The sequence below is a fragment of the Novosphingobium sp. KA1 genome (genome assembly GCF_017309955.1).
Lineage (GTDB): Bacteria > Pseudomonadota > Alphaproteobacteria > Sphingomonadales > Sphingomonadaceae > Novosphingobium.
Genome location: NZ_CP021247.1, coordinates 847,090 through 861,379 on the forward strand (window position 1 = coordinate 847,090; position 14,290 = coordinate 861,379).

A 14,290-nucleotide genomic window follows, 5' to 3' on the forward strand; every position below is an offset into this window, starting at 1 on the left:
GATCCGGCTTCATATTGAGGTCATGGCTACATCGATACTGACACCGCCGCGTGTGCTGCCCGATCCGATCCGGGCAGCCATCTTCGACATGGACGGAACGCTGCTCGACACCGAGGCCGCGCATCGCCGCGCCTTTGTCGAGACCGGCCACGCCTTCGGACTGCCGCTGCCGGACGATCTGCTCCATTCGATGGTCGGTGTGCATCGCGGCGGCAGCCGCCGCCTCGTGGCGGAGCGCATGGGCGCCGATTTCCCGCTCGATCATTTCTTCGATGAAAGCGACGTGGTGTTCGAGGCCATGGTCGAGGCGGGCATCGCGCTGCGCCCCGGCGCCGCGGTGATCCTCGACCATTTCACCAGGGCCGGCGTTCCGCTCGCCATCGCCACCTCGACCGAAGCGCCTTACGCGGCGCAGCGGCTGGAGAAGGCGGGACTGCTCTCCTACTTCGACGTCGTCGTGACCCGCAGCGACGTCACCCATGCCAAGCCGCACCCGGAGCCCTACCTGCTGGCCGCCAGCCGCCTCGGCGTCGATCCGGCGCATTGCGTGGCGGTGGAGGACAGCCCGGCGGGCGTCGCCGCCTCGTCCGCGGCGGGGATCGCCACCGTGCTGGTGCCGGACCTGCTGCCGCCGACCAAGGAAATGGTGCTCGCCAGCGCCAAGGTGTTGCCCAGCCTCCATGCCCTGCGCGACCTGCTGCTGGCGCCTGCCGAGGCGGGTTGACGTCAGTCCAAGATCGGCCTTTCAACCAATCTCTTCGTCGCCCCCGCCCAGGCGGGGGCCCCGCTTGCCTTTAGCCGCTCACCAAGAAAAGCGGGGTCCCCGCCTGCGCGGGGACGACGAGGTTTGATGTGTAAGGTCTGAACTGCGACGGGCTGTTCCAAGGACCCGTCTAATCACGCGCTTGCTGATCCAGCCACCACCGCATCAACACATGCGCGATCGCATGGGCGGGCGGTGCGCCGAAGGCCTTGCCGTTCTCGTTCCGGCCGATAGCTTCCAGCGCATCCGCCACCTCCGCGCGGGTGAACCAGCGGGCATCCTCAAGCTCGGTGGTGTCGATGGTGATCCCGTCACTTTCGGCCACGGCGTAACAGCCGATCATCAGCGACGACGGGAACGGCCAGGGCTGGCTGGCGACATAGCGCACATCACGCACCCTGACGCCGGCTTCCTCGAAGATCTCGCGGGCGACGGCTTCTTCCACCGTCTCGCCCGGCTCCACGAAGCCGGCCAGCGTCGAATAGCGCCCCTCGGGAAAACGCGGCTGTCGGCCCAGCAGCGCGCGGCCCTCGTGCTCGACCAGCATGATCGTCACCGGATCGACGCGCGGGAAATGCTCGGTACCGCAATCCGGGTTGGTGCAGGTCCGCTGCCAGCCGCCCTTGGCCAGCACCGTGCCCGACCCGCAGGTGGAGCAGAACCGGTGGCGGCAATGCCAGCTGACCAGACTGCGCGCGGTGCCATAGGCCGCCAGTTCGTAAGGCAGCAGCACCGCCATCGTCAGCCAGTTGACCGGCGTGGCGTGCGGCCCGCCCGGCGGCGTGACGGCGGGGACTTCGGCAAAGCAGCCCGCCTCCCCGTCGAGGCCAAGGAAGATCAGTTCGCTGTCCGGCGCGGCATGGTCGAGCCCGTCCCACAACAGCGCCCCGCTCCCCGCCAGCACCGCGTCGAGCCCGTCCAGCCGCAGAAGCCGCGCATTCGGCCCCTGCAAGGCGGCGAGCGCTTCGGGATCGCCACGCACATGATCGGCGCGGTCGAGGTGGGCGCCTGAAAAGGCAATGGGCAGAAGCGGGGGGGGCAGGATCAAGCGGACTTCTCCAACAGGGCCATGACATCGACCTTCAATGCAGTCTGGAACTCGGGCAGGAGCGGCATCGCATCGCTCGGCATGAACTGGACGAACAGTTGCGAGCGGATCGCGTGGTTCATGTCGACCATGCCCACCGTCCCCGCCGCGCCGGACCAGCCGAACATGCCCGTCTCCGCGCCAAGGCCGATACGCCCCCCCGCCCCGAACGCGGCCGGGCCGCCGATCATGTGCGAGCGGTCAGCCCCATCGGGCAGCAGATTCGAAGTCCCCATCGCCACCGCGCGCTGCGACAAAACGCGCCGCCCGTCGATCACACCGCCCTGCGCCAGCAGGCGCAGAAAGCGGTCGTAGTCGCGCGGCGTGCTGACCAGGCCGGAACCGCCAAAGGGAAAGGCCGGAGGGTCGAGATAGACCGAGCTTTCCGGCGGATCGATCGGCACCAGCACGCCGCCCAGCGCCCCGTAATTGGTCGTCAGCCGCCGCGCCTGCGCGCGCGGCACGGTAAACGTGGTGCTCGCCATGCCCGCCGGGCCGAACAGCGCTTCGGCGAGATAGGCGTCGAAACTCTTGCCGGTCACGACCTCGATCACCCGGCCCATCACGTCCAGCCCCATCGAATAGGACCAGCGCGTCCCCGGATCGGCCACCAGCGGCAGCGCCGCCAGCCGGTCGGCAAAGTGATCGAGGCCGCGAACGGTCGGCCCATACGTCAGCCCCGGCACCTCGATCCGGCTGATCCGGCCGGGCACCAGCCCCTGCCGCACATAAGCGTCGTGGATCGGCCCGGTCTGGACGATGGAATAACCGATGCCCGAAGTATGCGTGACCAGATGGCGCATCGTGATCGGGCGCGGTGCGGGATGCAGGCGGTCGAGCGGGCCGTCGTAACGATCCTGCACCTGCATCGTGCGCCACGCGGGCAAGATGTCGGCCAGCGGCTGGTCTAGCGACAGGCGCCCTTCCTCCACCAGTTGCATCGCCATCAGGCCGGTGACCGGCTTGGTCATCGAATAGATGCGGAACAGGCTGTCCGGCCCCATCGGCATGCCGTCGTCGAAACCCTGCGCACCGCGCGCGACGAAACGGGCCTCACGTCCCGCCGTGCCGACCGAGGCGACCATGCCGGGAAACTTGCCGATGCCGACCCAGCGCTCGACCAGGGCCGAAACTTTGGGCAGCGCCGCAGGCTGCTCCACCGCCCATGCCAGACGCGGCATCAAGGCCGCCCCGAGTCCTGCCGCCGCGCCCAGCCTCAAGGCCATGCGCCGGTCGATCAGCGCCGGAAGACTCACACGGTCTCCGCCAGTGCGAGGCGGGCGGCCTTGGCGAACAGGGTCGGCAGCCCGGCCTCGTCAATGCGCTCAAGCGGCCACCATTCGCCCTCGCCCGGCGGATCGCCCGCCAATGCGCCGATATGCACCTGAAGCGAGAGTTCCAACGCGAAATGGGTGAAGACGTGGCCGACCCTGCCCGCATTTTCCCAAGGCCCGTCGATCGGCCCCTTGCCGCTGCCGTCGCTGCGCGCGATCCAGCCGTCATCCGGCAGCGCGCGCATCCCGCCCAGCATCCCCTTTTCGGGACGGCGGACCAGCCAGACATGGTCATCCCGCTCGATCCAGAACGCCCGCCCCAGCCGCGTCGGCTTGGCCTTCTTCGCCGCCTTGACCGGCAGCCGCTCCGGCTCGCCTGCGACGCGCGCCTTGCAGGGATCGGCCAGCGGGCAAAGCAGGCAGCGCGGCGCGCGTGACGTACAGACGGTGGCGCCAAGGTCCATCATGGCCTGCGCGAAGTCACCCGCGCGAGAGTCCGGCGTGATCGTATCAGCCAGCGCGCGGATCGTCGGCCGTGATCCCGGCAGCGGCTCTTCCAGCGCGAACAGCCGCGAAACCACCCGCTCGACGTTCGCATCCACCACCACCGCGCGCCGCCCGAAGGCAATCGCCGCCACGGCAGCGGCGGTATAGGCGCCCAGCCCCGGCAGCGCGCGCAGTTCCTCCTCGGTTTCGGGGAACGCGCCCCCCCGCTCCGCCACCGCGCGGGCGCAGGCCAGCAGGTTGCGGGCGCGGGCGTAGTAACCAAGCCCCGCCCATGCCGCCATGACCTCCTCGTCAGCCGCCGCGGCAAGATCGGTCACGTGCGGCCAGCGCGCGGTGAACCTGGCGAAGTAGTCCTTCACCGCCGCCACCGTGGTCTGCTGCAGCATCACTTCGGACAGCCACACCCGGTAGGGCTCCGGCGCCGGCGTTCCCGGCGGTGCCCGCCAGGGCAGCGTGCGGGCATTGCGGTCGTACCAGCCGAGAAGCAGGTCGGGGATCGTATCGCGGCTGGCGTCCATGCCAGCCCTATGGCATTGGAGCGCCGACAATGGAACGGGATCGCCCCAAGAACACCGGCAAGAACGCCGCAAAGACGCCGAAGCGTTTCGAACGCCCGCGCGGCGGACAGGCGCGTGCGATTGCCGACCTCATGCCCGAAGTGGGCCGAACCGCCTTCCGCCGCTTCGGCTTCGTGCAATCAAGCGTGGTGACCCGCTGGCCGGAGATCGTCGGCGCCCGCCACGCGCGCGTCTGCTCGCCCGAATCGATCCGCTTTCCGCCCGGCGAGAAGTGCGACGGCATCTTGCAACTGGTGGTCGCCCCCGCCCATGCGCCGATGATCCAGCATGTCGTGCCCGAGATCATCGAGCGGGTGAACCGCTTCTTCGGCTACAAGGCCGTGGCCAAAGCAAAAATCCGGCAAGGCGAGGTTAAGCCGCCACCTGCTGCAAGGCCGCGGACCGCGCCGCCAAGCGTGAAGCCGGTGCCCTTCGAACTGGGCGAATCGCTGCGCGACGTCGGTGATCCGGAACTTCGCGCGGTGCTGGAATCGCTGGCACGCAGTCTGGCCGCCAAGGACGAGACATTAAAGGACGAACGGGGTACATGATGACCATCTCGAAGTCGCGCGCTGCAAAGCTCGGCGCGCTTGCCGCAGCCGCCCTTCTCGCGACCGGCGCCGCGCCGGCCGGCAAACCGGCTGCCGCCGCCAAACCCGCTCCCACCACCGCCAACTGGGCCGCGACGGTGACGATCACTGCCGACGGCAGTCACCTGCTGGGCAACCCCAGGGCGGCGACCCGGGTCACCGAATTCGTCAGCTACACCTGCCCGCACTGCGCCCACTTCACCAAGGAATCGGACGCCCCGCTGCGCCAGGGCATGGTGGCGAAAGGCCAGGTCGCGCTGACCATCACCAACCTGCTGCGCAACCCGATCGACCTCACCATCGCCATGCTGACGACCTGCGGCGATCCCAAGCGGTTTGTCGTGCGCCACAATGCCTTCCTCGCTACCCAGGACATCTGGATGGCCAAGCTGAACACCATCGGCGAGGACCGCCAGAAGCTGTGGTATCAGGGCGACATCCAGACCCGTATGCGCACCATCGCGGCCGACTTCGACTTCTATTCGATGGTCGCGCCCTGGGGCGTCACCCATGCCAAGGCCGACCAGTGCATCAACGACAAGGCTGCCTTCGCCAAGCTGGAGCAGCAGCAGAAGACCGTGCAGGCGGTTGGCGCCAACTCCACGCCCAGCTTCGTGCTCGACGGCAAGCTGCTCGATGCGCATGACTGGGCTGGCCTCTCGCAGGCTCTGTCCGCCAAGCAGGCCGCCCAACGCAAGGGCAGCATCTAACCTCGCCCGACCTCCCGAAAGCCCCGGAAATCCTGTGGGAAAGCAGGCTTTCCGGGCATCCCCCCAGCTTTGAACGCGAAAGCCCATAGGCTAGCTTTCGCACTTCCAATCGAGGATTCGCATCGATGACCCGTCCCGTTTTCCGCAAGATCGTTCTCGGCGTCGCCCTGGCCCCGCTCGCGCTCGGCCTTGCCGCTTGCGGCAAGAAAGACCCGGCTGACGGCGGCACTTCGGCTCCCATTTCCAGCGAGGCGCTGGCAAAGGTCGCCGCACCCGCCGGCAAGACCTGGTCGGATGTCGTCGCGAAGACCGCCGATGGCGGCTACCGCATGGGCAACCCCGAAGCCCCGATCAAGCTGGTCGAATACGGCGCGCTTTCGTGCTCGCACTGCGCCAAGTTCGCGACCGACGGCTTCGGCACCCTGCGCGATACGTACATCAACAGCGGCCGGGTGAGCTATGAAGTGCGCTTCTTCATGCTCAACATCTACGATATCGCCGCCACCCTGCAGGCCACTTGCAGTTCGACCGAGGCAGTACTGCCGCTCGCCGAGCAGTTCTGGGCCTGGCAGCCCAACATGTTCCAGAAGCTGCAGGCGGCCGGTGAAGCCAGGCTTCAGGGCATCCAGAACCTGCCCAAGAACCAGCAGATGGCCGCGCTTTCCGAAGTCAGCGGCATGACCGAGTTCTTCACCTCACGCGGGATCTCGCGCGATCAGGCAAACCAGTGCCTCGGCGATGCCGCCAAGGCGCAGGCGCTTGCCGACCAGACCGAAAAGGCCACCAAGGACCTCAACATCACCGGCACGCCCACCTTCCTGATCAACGGCAGCAACGTCGGTTCGATGGAGTTCAAGGAACTGGAAGCCAAGCTCCAGGAAGCCGGCGCGCGCTGATGCTCCGCCAGCCCCAGGCCTGACCTCGATCGATGCGCATCAAGCGGCTCAAGCTCAGTGGATTCAAGAGCTTCGTTGAGCCTGCAGAACTGCGCATCGAACCCGGGCTGACGGGTGTCGTCGGCCCCAACGGCTGCGGCAAGTCCAACCTCCTCGAAGCGATCCGCTGGGTCATGGGCGAAAGCTCGGCCAAGTCGATGCGCGGCGGCGGGATGGAAGACGTGATCTTTGCGGGGACGGCCAATCGCCCTCCCCGCGCCTTTGCCGAAGTCGTGCTGCACGGCGAAACCGCGCTCAATTCCGACGGCGTGCGCGAAGAACTTGAAGTTATCCGCCGGATCGAGCGCGGCGCGGGCAGCGCCTACCGCGTCAATGGCCGCGACGTGCGCGCCAAGGACGTGGCGCTGATCTTCGCCGACGCCGCCACCGGCGCGCATAGCCCCGCACTGGTCTCGCAGGGCCGTATCGCCGCCGTCATCGCCGCCAAGCCCGCCGAACGCCGCGCCATGCTGGAAGAGGCCGCGGGCATCGCCGGCCTCCACGTCCGCCGCAAGGACGCCGAAACCAAGCTGCGCGCGACCGAAGCCAACCTCGCCCGCCTCGAAGACCTCATGGCGGGGCTGGACAAGCAGGTCCTCGCACTGCGCCGTCAGGCCAAGGCGGCGGAACGCTACAAGGCGCTGACCGACCAGATCCGCCTCGCCGAAGCCCGCGTGGTGTTCGCCCGCTGGCGCGATGCCGCAGCCGCTGCCGAAGTCGCGCGCAAGGAAGCGCAGGCCGCCGAACTGCGGGTCAACGCCGCGCAGGACCTCACCGCCGAAGCGCAGAAGCAGCAGGCCGAAGCTGCCAAGGCGCTGATCCTCGCGCGGGACGAACTTGCCGACCGGCGGGACGATGCCAGCGCGCAAGGCCACCGCATGGCGACGCTGACCAGCCAGTTCGAAGCCGCCGAGCAGCGTCTCAAGGACCTTGACCGCCAGAAACAGAGGCTGGAGGAAGATCGCGGCGATGCCGACAGGCTGACCCGCGACGCGGCCGAAGCGCTCACCCGGCTGGAGAAGGAACTGGCCGAAGGACGCCGCCAGCTCGAACTCGACGAAGCGACGCGTCCGCGGCTGGCCAATGCCCTCGAAGGCGCCGAACGCGCCTCGCGCGCGGCCGAGCTCGATCTGGCGCAGGCCACCGCCGCGCAGGCCGGGGTCGAGGCGGAGTGGCGGATCGCCGAAGCCGAACGGGCGCAGGCCCACGCCCGGCTTGACCGGCTCTCCGGCGAAATGACGCGCCTTGCCGCGCAAGTCGGGGCTCTGCCGCAGGCAGAAGATCTCGATGCGGCCTTCGCCGAAGCGCAGGCGCGTGCCGCAGCGGCCAGTGCCGCGCTTGCCGCCGCCCGCACCGGGCTGGAGGCGCAGCAGGCCCGCAAGGGCGAACTTCAGGCCGAGCGCGACAACGCCGCCTCCACGCTCGCCGCCGCCCGGGCCGATCTGACCGGCATCGAGCGCGAACATGCCGCGCTGCTGAAGGACCGCGAAGCCCGCGCCAAAGGCGCCAAGGCGGCGCATGGCCTGCCCGTCGCCATCGACGCGGTGAAAGTTTCGCCCGGTTACGAACGCGCGCTGGCCGCCGTGCTGGGCCGCGACGCCCGCGCCCCCTTGGGGGAGGTCGCCAAGGCAGACGGCCGGTTCTGGACCGGCGCCAAGGCGCCCGCTGCCGTCCCGGACAGCCTTGCCGCCCATGTCACCCGGTGCCCACCGGAACTCGCCGCTCGCCTGGCGCTGGTCCATGTTACCGATGAGGACGATGCACGCCCGCTCGCCCCCGGCGAATGGCTGGTCACGCGCGGTGGTGTGCTGCGGCGCTGGGACGGTTTCATCGCGCGCGGCGAAGGCGCTGCCGAAGCGGCGCGGCTGGAAGCGGAAAACCGCTTTGCCCAGCTCGACGCGCAATTGCCGCCCTTGCGCGAAGCGGTTTCCGTTGCCGAGGCCCGCCAGGGCGAGGTCCAGCAACAGCTGGCTGCGCTCTCCACCGCCGTGGTCTCCGCCGAACGGGCGATTGCCGATGCCGCCACGGCGGAACGCACCACCTTGCGCGGCGTCGATCAGGCAGAGGACGCCCGCCAGCGTCACACCGCCCGCCGTGCCGAGCTCGCCCGCGCCGAAGCGGAACTCACCGAGCAGCGCCAGGCGGCCGAGCAGGATGTCGCGGCCGCCGAGGCGAAGCGCGCGGCCCTGCCCGATCCCGAAACCGGCCGCGCCGCGCTCGACGAAGCCAGGCAGCAGAACGATACCTCCCGGACCGCACTGCAGGCGGCGACCGCGGCACTTGCGGCGCACGATCAGGGGCTGGCCGTCGCCCGCGAACGCACGACCTCCCAGGCCGGCGACATTCGCGGCTGGCAGGCCCGCGCCGGGGATGCCGCCAACCGCCTTGCGCAAATGGGCGGCCGGCTGGAGGAGATCGAGAACGAGCGTGCAGTCATCGCTGCCAAGCCCGCCTCGCTGCTCGAGCAGATCGAACAAGGCGAAGCGGTCCGGGAGCGTCTGGCCGAGGAGCTGGCCAAGGCCGACGCAGCCGTCGGCACCCTCGCAGAAACCGCGCGCAAGGCTGATGCGGCGCTTGCCGCCGCGCAGGAAATGCTCGCCTCGGCCCGCGAATACCGCGCCGGAACCGCTGCCCGCGCTGAGAACGAGGATGCCCGCCGGATCGAGACCACCCGGGTTTCGGGCGAACGTTTCCAGTGCCCGCCGCCGGTCCTGGCCGAACGCTTCGGCTTCGTGCCCGGCGACGTCGGCCATGCCGACAACGAAGGTTCGGGCATGGACCGCCTTGTCGCCGAGCGCGAGCGGATCGGCCCGGTCAACCTGCTCGCCGCCGACGAACTGGCCGAGGCCGAGGCACGGCTTGGCGTCAGCGCCACCGAAAAAGCAGAGCTGGCCGAAGCGGTCGCGCGGCTGCGCGGCTCGATTGGCAATCTCAACCGCGAGGGCCGTGAGCGCCTGCGCGCCGCCTTCGAGGCGGTCGACGGCCACTTCCGCCGCCTGTTCACGCGGCTGTTCCAGGGCGGCCAGGCGCACCTCGCGCTGGTCGATTCGGACGATCCGCTGGAAGCCGGTCTCGAAATCTTCGCCCAGCCGCCGGGCAAGCGGTTGCAGTCGCTCACGCTGCTTTCGGGCGGCGAGCAGGCGCTCACTGCCGTCGCGCTGATCTTTGGACTATTCCTCACCAACCCGGCGCCGATCTGCGTGCTCGACGAAGTCGACGCGCCGCTGGACGATGCCAATATCGAGCGCTTCTGCGACCTCCTCGAAGCGATGACCAAGGAAACCGACACGCGCTATCTTGTCGTCACCCACAATGCGGTGACGATGAGCCGGATGCACCGCCTGTTCGGCGTGACGATGGTCGAAAAGGGCGTCTCGCGCCTCGTCAGCGTCGACCTTGTCGGTGCAGAGCAACTGCTCGCTGCGGAATGACGGTCAGATGTCCCTGCCGAATCCCCTGATCGACGGCTACCTGCCGCAGTTCCAGTTTTCCGAGACGCATTCGGCCAAGGTAAAAGCCGCAACCGGAACCATCCTCGAGGCTGTTGCTGCCTATCGCCCGGAAAACGATCCGTTCTTCCGCAGCATGATCGCCCTGCGCGAACTGCCCGCCCGGCTCACCGGAAAACGGCGCCCGGAACCCTTCGGCATGGCAAACTTCACCCTTCTGGAGCGCACGCCGGACGGGTTGGTCTACGGCCTTGTCGGTCGGTTCTGGCATGCCGATTACGGTCTTTGCCCGGTGGCGGACGGCCACGCGTTCAAGGCCTTCGACAAGCGCGGCGTCGCCAAACTCGCGCTCGGCTTCGATGTCCAGCAGACGCCTGATGGTTGCCGTCTCACGACGCAGACCCGCGTCTCGTGCCCGGATCGCGAATCCTTCCGGCGTTTCCGGCCATACTGGCTGCTCATCCGTCCGGTCAGCGGGCTGATCCGGCGGCGTATCCTTGGCGCCATCCGCCGGACCGCCGAACGCGGCTGATTCACTTCAGCACGAAGCGCGGCCCTGGCCCTAGCGCTCCTGCCTCGTCATCGCGGTTGTAGAGGCGGCATTTGGCAAGGCTGAGGCAGCCGCAGCCGATGCATTCATCCAGCTTGCGGCGGGTCAGTTCCAGCAGCGCGATCCTGGCATCGATCGCCTCGCGCATGGAGATACTGATGCGTTCCCAATCCTCCATCGTCGGCGTGCGCCCTTGCGGCAAACTGGAGAGTTCGCGCTCGATCTCGGCAAGGCCGAGGCCCAATTTCTGCGCGATCAGCACAAAGCTCACCCGGCGAATGTCGGAGCGCAGGAAACGCCGCTGGTTGCCGCTCGACCGCAGCGAAGTGAGCAGCCCCTTCTCCTCGTAGAAGCGGATGGCGGAAACCGCGACACCGGTGCGGCGGGCGAGATACCCGATGGAGATGAAGCGATCCTCGACCATCGGCGTCTTGTGCCGCCTTTTTCGTTTGACCTCAAGTTAACTTGAGATTGCATCAAGGCGAGGCCGGCGATTCGACCGGCGGAAAATGCAGGAGACATTCCGATGGCCCAGGGCCGCCTCGAACATGCCAACATCACCGTCAGCGACATCGACCGTTCGTCCGCGCTGCTGCAGGACCTGCTCGGCTGGCACGAACGCTGGCGGGGGCCCGCCATCAACGGCGGCGAGACGATCCATGTCGGCGGGGACTTCAGCTACATCGCGGTCTACACCGACCGCAAGACGCAGGCGAAGGACGGCACAAGGCGCTTCGGCAAGGGCGCCCCGCTCAACCACGTCGGCCTGGTGGTGGACGACCTCGACGAAGCCGAACGCCGGGTGATCGCGGCAGGCCTCGTGCCGTTCAACCATGCCGACTATGAGCCGGGCCGCCGCTTCTATTTCTTCGACTGGGACGGCATCGAGTTCGAACTCGTCAGCTACGCGTAAGTCCGCAATGCAAAGCCCCCTCAGGCCGTGACGCCCTGCGCCTTGGCAAAGGCATCGAGCCGGGCCTGGAACGCGGCCTTGCGCTCGGGCGCGATCCAGGCCGCATCGAAGGCGTTACGCTCGATCCGCAGCAGTTCGGCCTTGGTCAGGCTGCTGCGGATCTGCGCCTTCACCATGACCTCGTTGATGTACTCGCTGCCCATATAGGCCGGATCGTCCGAGTTGAGCGTGACCTTGAGCCCATTGTCGAGCATGCCGCGCACGACGTCGACCGGCTTGCCGTTCACGAGGATCTGCCCCGAGAAGGTCGGGCAGACGGTGAAGGCGATGCCCCGTTCGCGCGCGATAGCCATCAGTTCCGGCGATTGCAGGATATTGCCGCCGTGATCGATCCGCTCGACCCCGATGTCGAGCAGCGCCTCGCGAATATGGCCGAGCGTATCCTTCTGGTTGACGTCGCAGTGCGCCGTCACGTGCAGGCCGGCCGCGCGTGCCTTGGCGAAGTGGGCGACAAACTTGCCGGGCGGATTGTCCTTCTCGTCGGAATCGAGGCCGACACCGACCAGTCTGTCCTTGTAGGGCAGCGCGGCATCGAGCGCCTTCATGGCATTGTCGGCGGTAAGATCCCGCATGAAGCAGAGGATCAACTGCGATTCGATACCCAGTTTCGCCTGGGCATCGGCACGCGCCTGCGTGATTCCCTCGATCACCGCCTCGACCGCGATGCCCCGGTCGATATGCTGCTGGGGATCAAAGAACATCTCGGCATAGAGCACGTTCTGCGCATGGGCCTTGGCCAGATAGGCATAGGCCAGGTCGTAGAAGTCCTGCTGCTTGAGCAGCACGTTCATGCCGTCGTAGTAGATCGCCAGGAAGCTCGGCAGGTCGTGGTAGACGTAGCTGCGCTTCATCGCCGCGACATCGGCAAAAGGCAGCTTTACCCCGTTACGCTGGGCGAGCGCGAACTTCATCTCGGCTTCCAGCGTGCCTTCGAGATGGACGTGGTATTCCGCCTTGGGCATTGCCGCGATGAAGCGGGCCATGTCGCCCGCCGTGCCCTCGGCAGGCGCCGCCAGTGCGCGCACGCCGCCAAGAGCAGGAAGCGCAGGCACAAGAAGCGCGGCCTGCGTGAACGACCGTCGGGAAAGCAGCATCGGATACTCGCACCTGAAGGAAACCCCGTTCCTCTATCCGCGAATGCCCTGGTGCCTGTCCATCGACGAAAACGACACGCCCCATTCCAGAAAAGCGGGGACTGCCTTCGACTTAGCTCCAGGTCGCCTCGGGCGGCAGGCTCATCAGAATGGCGTCGATGTTGCCGCCGGTCTTGAGGCCGAACAGCGTGCCCCGGTCGTAGACAAGATTGAACTCGGCGTAGCGCCCACGCCATTCGAGCTGCCGGGCCTTGTCGGCGGGCGTGAAATCCAGCCCCATCCGACGGCGCACGAGGCGCGGGAACACCGCGAGGAAGGCCTCCCCCACCGCCTGGGTAAAGGCGAAATTGGCCTCCCACGCGGCATCATCGGCGCATTCGAGGTGATCGTAGAAGATGCCGCCCACACCGCGGTGAACCTTGCGGTGGGGAATGTAGAAATACTCGTCCGCCCAGGCCTTGTAACGCTCGTAATGGCGCTCGCCGTGGGCGTCGCAGGTCGCCTTGAGTTCAGCGTGGAACTCGGCGGTATCCTCGTCATAGGGCAGCGGCGGATTGAGATCGGCACCGCCGCCGAACCAGGCCTTGGTGGTGGTGAGGAAACGGGTGTTCATGTGCACGGCCGGCACGTGCGGGTTGCGCATGTGTGCGACGAGGCTGATGCCGGTGGCGGAAAAGGCGTTCTGTTCGGCCGAGGCGCCATTGATCGTGCCGGCGAAATCCTTCGAAAGTGCGCCAACAACGGTGGAAACGTTGACGCCCACCTTCTCGAAGACCTCGCCCTTCATCAGCGCGCGGGTGCCGCCTCCGGTCTCGCCGTCCTCGCCGCCTTCAACCGCCGCCCGCTTCCACGGGGTATACTCGAAGGAAGCGGAGGAGCCTGCCTCGCGCTCGATCGCCTCGAACTCGGCGCAGATGCGGCTGCGCAACGTCTCGAACCAGTGACGGGCGCGGTCGGTGTGGGCAGTCCAGTCGGTCATTCGTTTTCCCCTTGCGGCCGCGCTTGCCAAATCGCGCCGGTCACGGCAAGGGAAAGCCATGGTTCCCTTTTCGTTCTGCGCACAGGAGATCTTTCTGGTGCCGCCGCCCGCCTCGGCCCCGGCGACCCGCGGGAGCGCGCTCTACTGGCCGCGCGAGCAGGCGCTGCTGGTGGCGGACCTGCATCTCGAAAAGGCCAGCTTCTTCGCGCAGACCGGGCAGATGCTGCCCCCCTACGACAGCCGCGAGACATTGGAGCGCCTCGCCCACGCGGTGCGGCAGACCGGCGCACGGCGGGTCTTCGCTCTGGGAGACAATTTTCACGACAGCGCCGGGACACAGCGGCTTGATCCGCATACCGCGGGCATGCTCTGCGCGCTTACCCGCGTGCTCGACTGGGTGTGGATCACCGGAAATCACGATCCCCATCTCGGCCACGAGGCGGGTGGCACCCTGGTGGAGGAAATCGCGGTCTCGGGCATCACCCTGCGCCATGAGGCGAAGCCGGGCTGCACCGGAGCGGAACTTTCCGGGCACTATCACCCCCGCCTGATCGTCCATGCACGAGGCCGCCGGATCGCTCGCCCCTGCGTGGTCCATGGCGGCAATCGGCTGATTTTGCCTGCTTTCGGCGCGCTTACCGGCGGGATGGACGCCGCCGATCCCGTCATCGTCGAGGCGCTCCAGCCCGCCAACGAGATCGACGCCCTGGTCGCCGCGAAGGACCAACTTCTGCGCTATCCCCTCTGGCGAGCGGCCGCCTGAGCACCTATATGCGTCATGACCGTTTCATACGGTCGGGGCGTCCTGTAGATTTCCTTGAA

14 protein-coding genes are annotated in these 14,290 nt (G+C 67.6%); 8 read left to right on the top strand and 6 right to left on the bottom strand.

The window, feature by feature from the left end; genetic code table 11:
• The first annotated feature begins 22 nt into the window (after positions 1-22).
• Entirely contained in the window at positions 23-724 is a 702-nt protein-coding gene (locus tag CA833_RS04205) for an HAD family phosphatase (protein ID WP_207079328.1), read from the top strand.
• A 169-nt stretch (positions 725-893) separates the two neighbouring features.
• Here the strand turns inward: CA833_RS04205 and nudC are convergent, their stop codons facing one another.
• Genes nudC through mutY form a run of 3 tightly spaced genes read right to left on the bottom strand, consistent with a single transcriptional unit; the run spans position 894 to position 4,149 of the window.
• Complete coding sequence (gene nudC, locus CA833_RS04210; RefSeq protein ID WP_370584572.1) at positions 894-1,808, bottom strand: NAD(+) diphosphatase; 915 nt, start codon at positions 1,806-1,808, stop codon at positions 894-896.
• Complete coding sequence (locus CA833_RS04215) at positions 1,808-3,076, bottom strand: serine hydrolase (RefSeq protein ID WP_207079940.1); 1,269 nt, start codon at positions 3,074-3,076, stop codon at positions 1,808-1,810. Before CA833_RS04215 ends, nudC begins: the two co-directional genes overlap by 1 nt.
• A gap of 26 nt (positions 3,077-3,102) precedes the next feature.
• Positions 3,103-4,149, bottom strand: a complete 1,047-nt coding sequence (gene mutY, locus CA833_RS04220) for an A/G-specific adenine glycosylase (protein WP_207079330.1) — start codon at positions 4,147-4,149, stop codon at positions 3,103-3,105.
• Between the two features lie 29 nt (positions 4,150-4,178).
• Here mutY and CA833_RS04225 point away from each other — a divergent pair, with 29 nt between their 5' ends.
• The 5 genes from CA833_RS04225 to CA833_RS04245 all read left to right on the top strand — a co-directional run bounded on the left by CA833_RS04225 (position 4,179) and on the right by CA833_RS04245 (position 10,404).
• Positions 4,179-4,739 (top strand): DUF721 domain-containing protein, encoded by a 561-nt coding sequence (locus CA833_RS04225; protein WP_207079331.1) that lies wholly within the window; start codon positions 4,179-4,181, stop codon positions 4,737-4,739.
• On the top strand, positions 4,736-5,488 hold the full coding sequence (locus CA833_RS04230; protein WP_242526264.1) for a thioredoxin domain-containing protein: 753 nt from the start codon (positions 4,736-4,738) through the stop codon (positions 5,486-5,488). Before CA833_RS04225 ends, CA833_RS04230 begins: the two co-directional genes overlap by 4 nt.
• A 125-nt stretch (positions 5,489-5,613) precedes the next feature.
• Positions 5,614-6,384, top strand: coding sequence for a thioredoxin domain-containing protein (locus CA833_RS04235; protein ID WP_207079332.1), 771 nt, complete (start codon positions 5,614-5,616; stop codon positions 6,382-6,384).
• Between the two features lie 32 nt (positions 6,385-6,416).
• Positions 6,417-9,854, top strand: coding sequence for a chromosome segregation protein SMC (gene smc / locus CA833_RS04240; protein ID WP_207079333.1), 3,438 nt, complete (start codon positions 6,417-6,419; stop codon positions 9,852-9,854).
• A 7-nt stretch (positions 9,855-9,861) separates the two neighbouring features.
• Complete coding sequence (locus CA833_RS04245) at positions 9,862-10,404, top strand: hypothetical protein (protein WP_207079334.1); 543 nt, start codon at positions 9,862-9,864, stop codon at positions 10,402-10,404.
• 1 nt (position 10,405) lies between these two features.
• Here the strand turns inward: CA833_RS04245 and soxR are convergent, their stop codons facing one another.
• Positions 10,406-10,846 carry a redox-sensitive transcriptional activator SoxR gene (gene soxR, locus CA833_RS04250; RefSeq protein WP_207079335.1) on the bottom strand — a complete coding sequence of 147 codons (441 nt, stop codon included), beginning with the start codon at positions 10,844-10,846 and terminating at the stop codon, positions 10,406-10,408.
• A gap of 102 nt (positions 10,847-10,948) precedes the next feature.
• Here soxR and CA833_RS04255 point away from each other — a divergent pair, with 102 nt between their 5' ends.
• Positions 10,949-11,335, top strand: a complete 387-nt coding sequence (locus tag CA833_RS04255) for a VOC family protein (protein WP_207079336.1) — start codon at positions 10,949-10,951, stop codon at positions 11,333-11,335.
• Positions 11,336-11,355: 20 nt separating this feature from the next.
• On the opposite strand, the gene add is transcribed toward CA833_RS04255, so the two are convergent.
• Together add and hemF are read right to left on the bottom strand one after the other, a co-directional pair.
• Positions 11,356-12,489 carry an adenosine deaminase gene (gene add / locus CA833_RS04260; protein ID WP_242526265.1) on the bottom strand — a complete coding sequence of 378 codons (1,134 nt, stop codon included), beginning with the start codon at positions 12,487-12,489 and terminating at the stop codon, positions 11,356-11,358.
• A 112-nt stretch (positions 12,490-12,601) separates the two neighbouring features.
• A complete protein-coding gene (gene hemF / locus CA833_RS04265) occupies positions 12,602-13,468 on the bottom strand; it encodes an oxygen-dependent coproporphyrinogen oxidase (RefSeq protein WP_207079337.1) in 867 nt (288 codons plus the stop codon).
• A gap of 58 nt (positions 13,469-13,526) precedes the next feature.
• On the opposite strand from hemF, the gene pdeM reads away from it, so the two are divergent.
• Entirely contained in the window at positions 13,527-14,231 is a 705-nt protein-coding gene (pdeM, locus tag CA833_RS04270; protein ID WP_142632118.1) for a ligase-associated DNA damage response endonuclease PdeM, read from the top strand.
• The last annotated feature ends 59 nt before the right edge of the window (positions 14,232-14,290 follow it).

What these genes read in the sequence shown, in the direction of transcription:
- CA833_RS04235 (WP_207079332.1), top strand. Translation starts at nt 5,614, where the DNA reads ATGACCCGTCCCGTTTTCCGCAAGATCGTTCTCGGCGTCGCCCTGGCC.
- add (WP_242526265.1), bottom strand. Translation starts at nt 12,489, where the DNA reads ATGCTGCTTTCCCGACGGTCGTTCACGCAGGCCGCGCTTCTTGTGCCT.
- soxR (WP_207079335.1), bottom strand. Translation starts at nt 10,846, where the DNA reads ATGGTCGAGGATCGCTTCATCTCCATCGGGTATCTCGCCCGCCGCACC.
- smc (WP_207079333.1), top strand. Translation starts at nt 6,417, where the DNA reads ATGCGCATCAAGCGGCTCAAGCTCAGTGGATTCAAGAGCTTCGTTGAG.
- mutY (WP_207079330.1), bottom strand. Translation starts at nt 4,149, where the DNA reads ATGGACGCCAGCCGCGATACGATCCCCGACCTGCTTCTCGGCTGGTAC.
- CA833_RS04255 (WP_207079336.1), top strand. Translation starts at nt 10,949, where the DNA reads ATGGCCCAGGGCCGCCTCGAACATGCCAACATCACCGTCAGCGACATC.
- CA833_RS04215 (WP_207079940.1), bottom strand. Translation starts at nt 3,076, where the DNA reads ATGGCCTTGAGGCTGGGCGCGGCGGCAGGACTCGGGGCGGCCTTGATG.
- CA833_RS04225 (WP_207079331.1), top strand. Translation starts at nt 4,179, where the DNA reads ATGGAACGGGATCGCCCCAAGAACACCGGCAAGAACGCCGCAAAGACG.
- CA833_RS04230 (WP_242526264.1), top strand. Translation starts at nt 4,736, where the DNA reads ATGATGACCATCTCGAAGTCGCGCGCTGCAAAGCTCGGCGCGCTTGCC.
- pdeM (WP_142632118.1), top strand. Translation starts at nt 13,527, where the DNA reads ATGGTTCCCTTTTCGTTCTGCGCACAGGAGATCTTTCTGGTGCCGCCG.
- hemF (WP_207079337.1), bottom strand. Translation starts at nt 13,468, where the DNA reads ATGACCGACTGGACTGCCCACACCGACCGCGCCCGTCACTGGTTCGAG.
- CA833_RS04205 (WP_207079328.1), top strand. Translation starts at nt 23, where the DNA reads ATGGCTACATCGATACTGACACCGCCGCGTGTGCTGCCCGATCCGATC.
- CA833_RS04245 (WP_207079334.1), top strand. Translation starts at nt 9,862, where the DNA reads ATGTCCCTGCCGAATCCCCTGATCGACGGCTACCTGCCGCAGTTCCAG.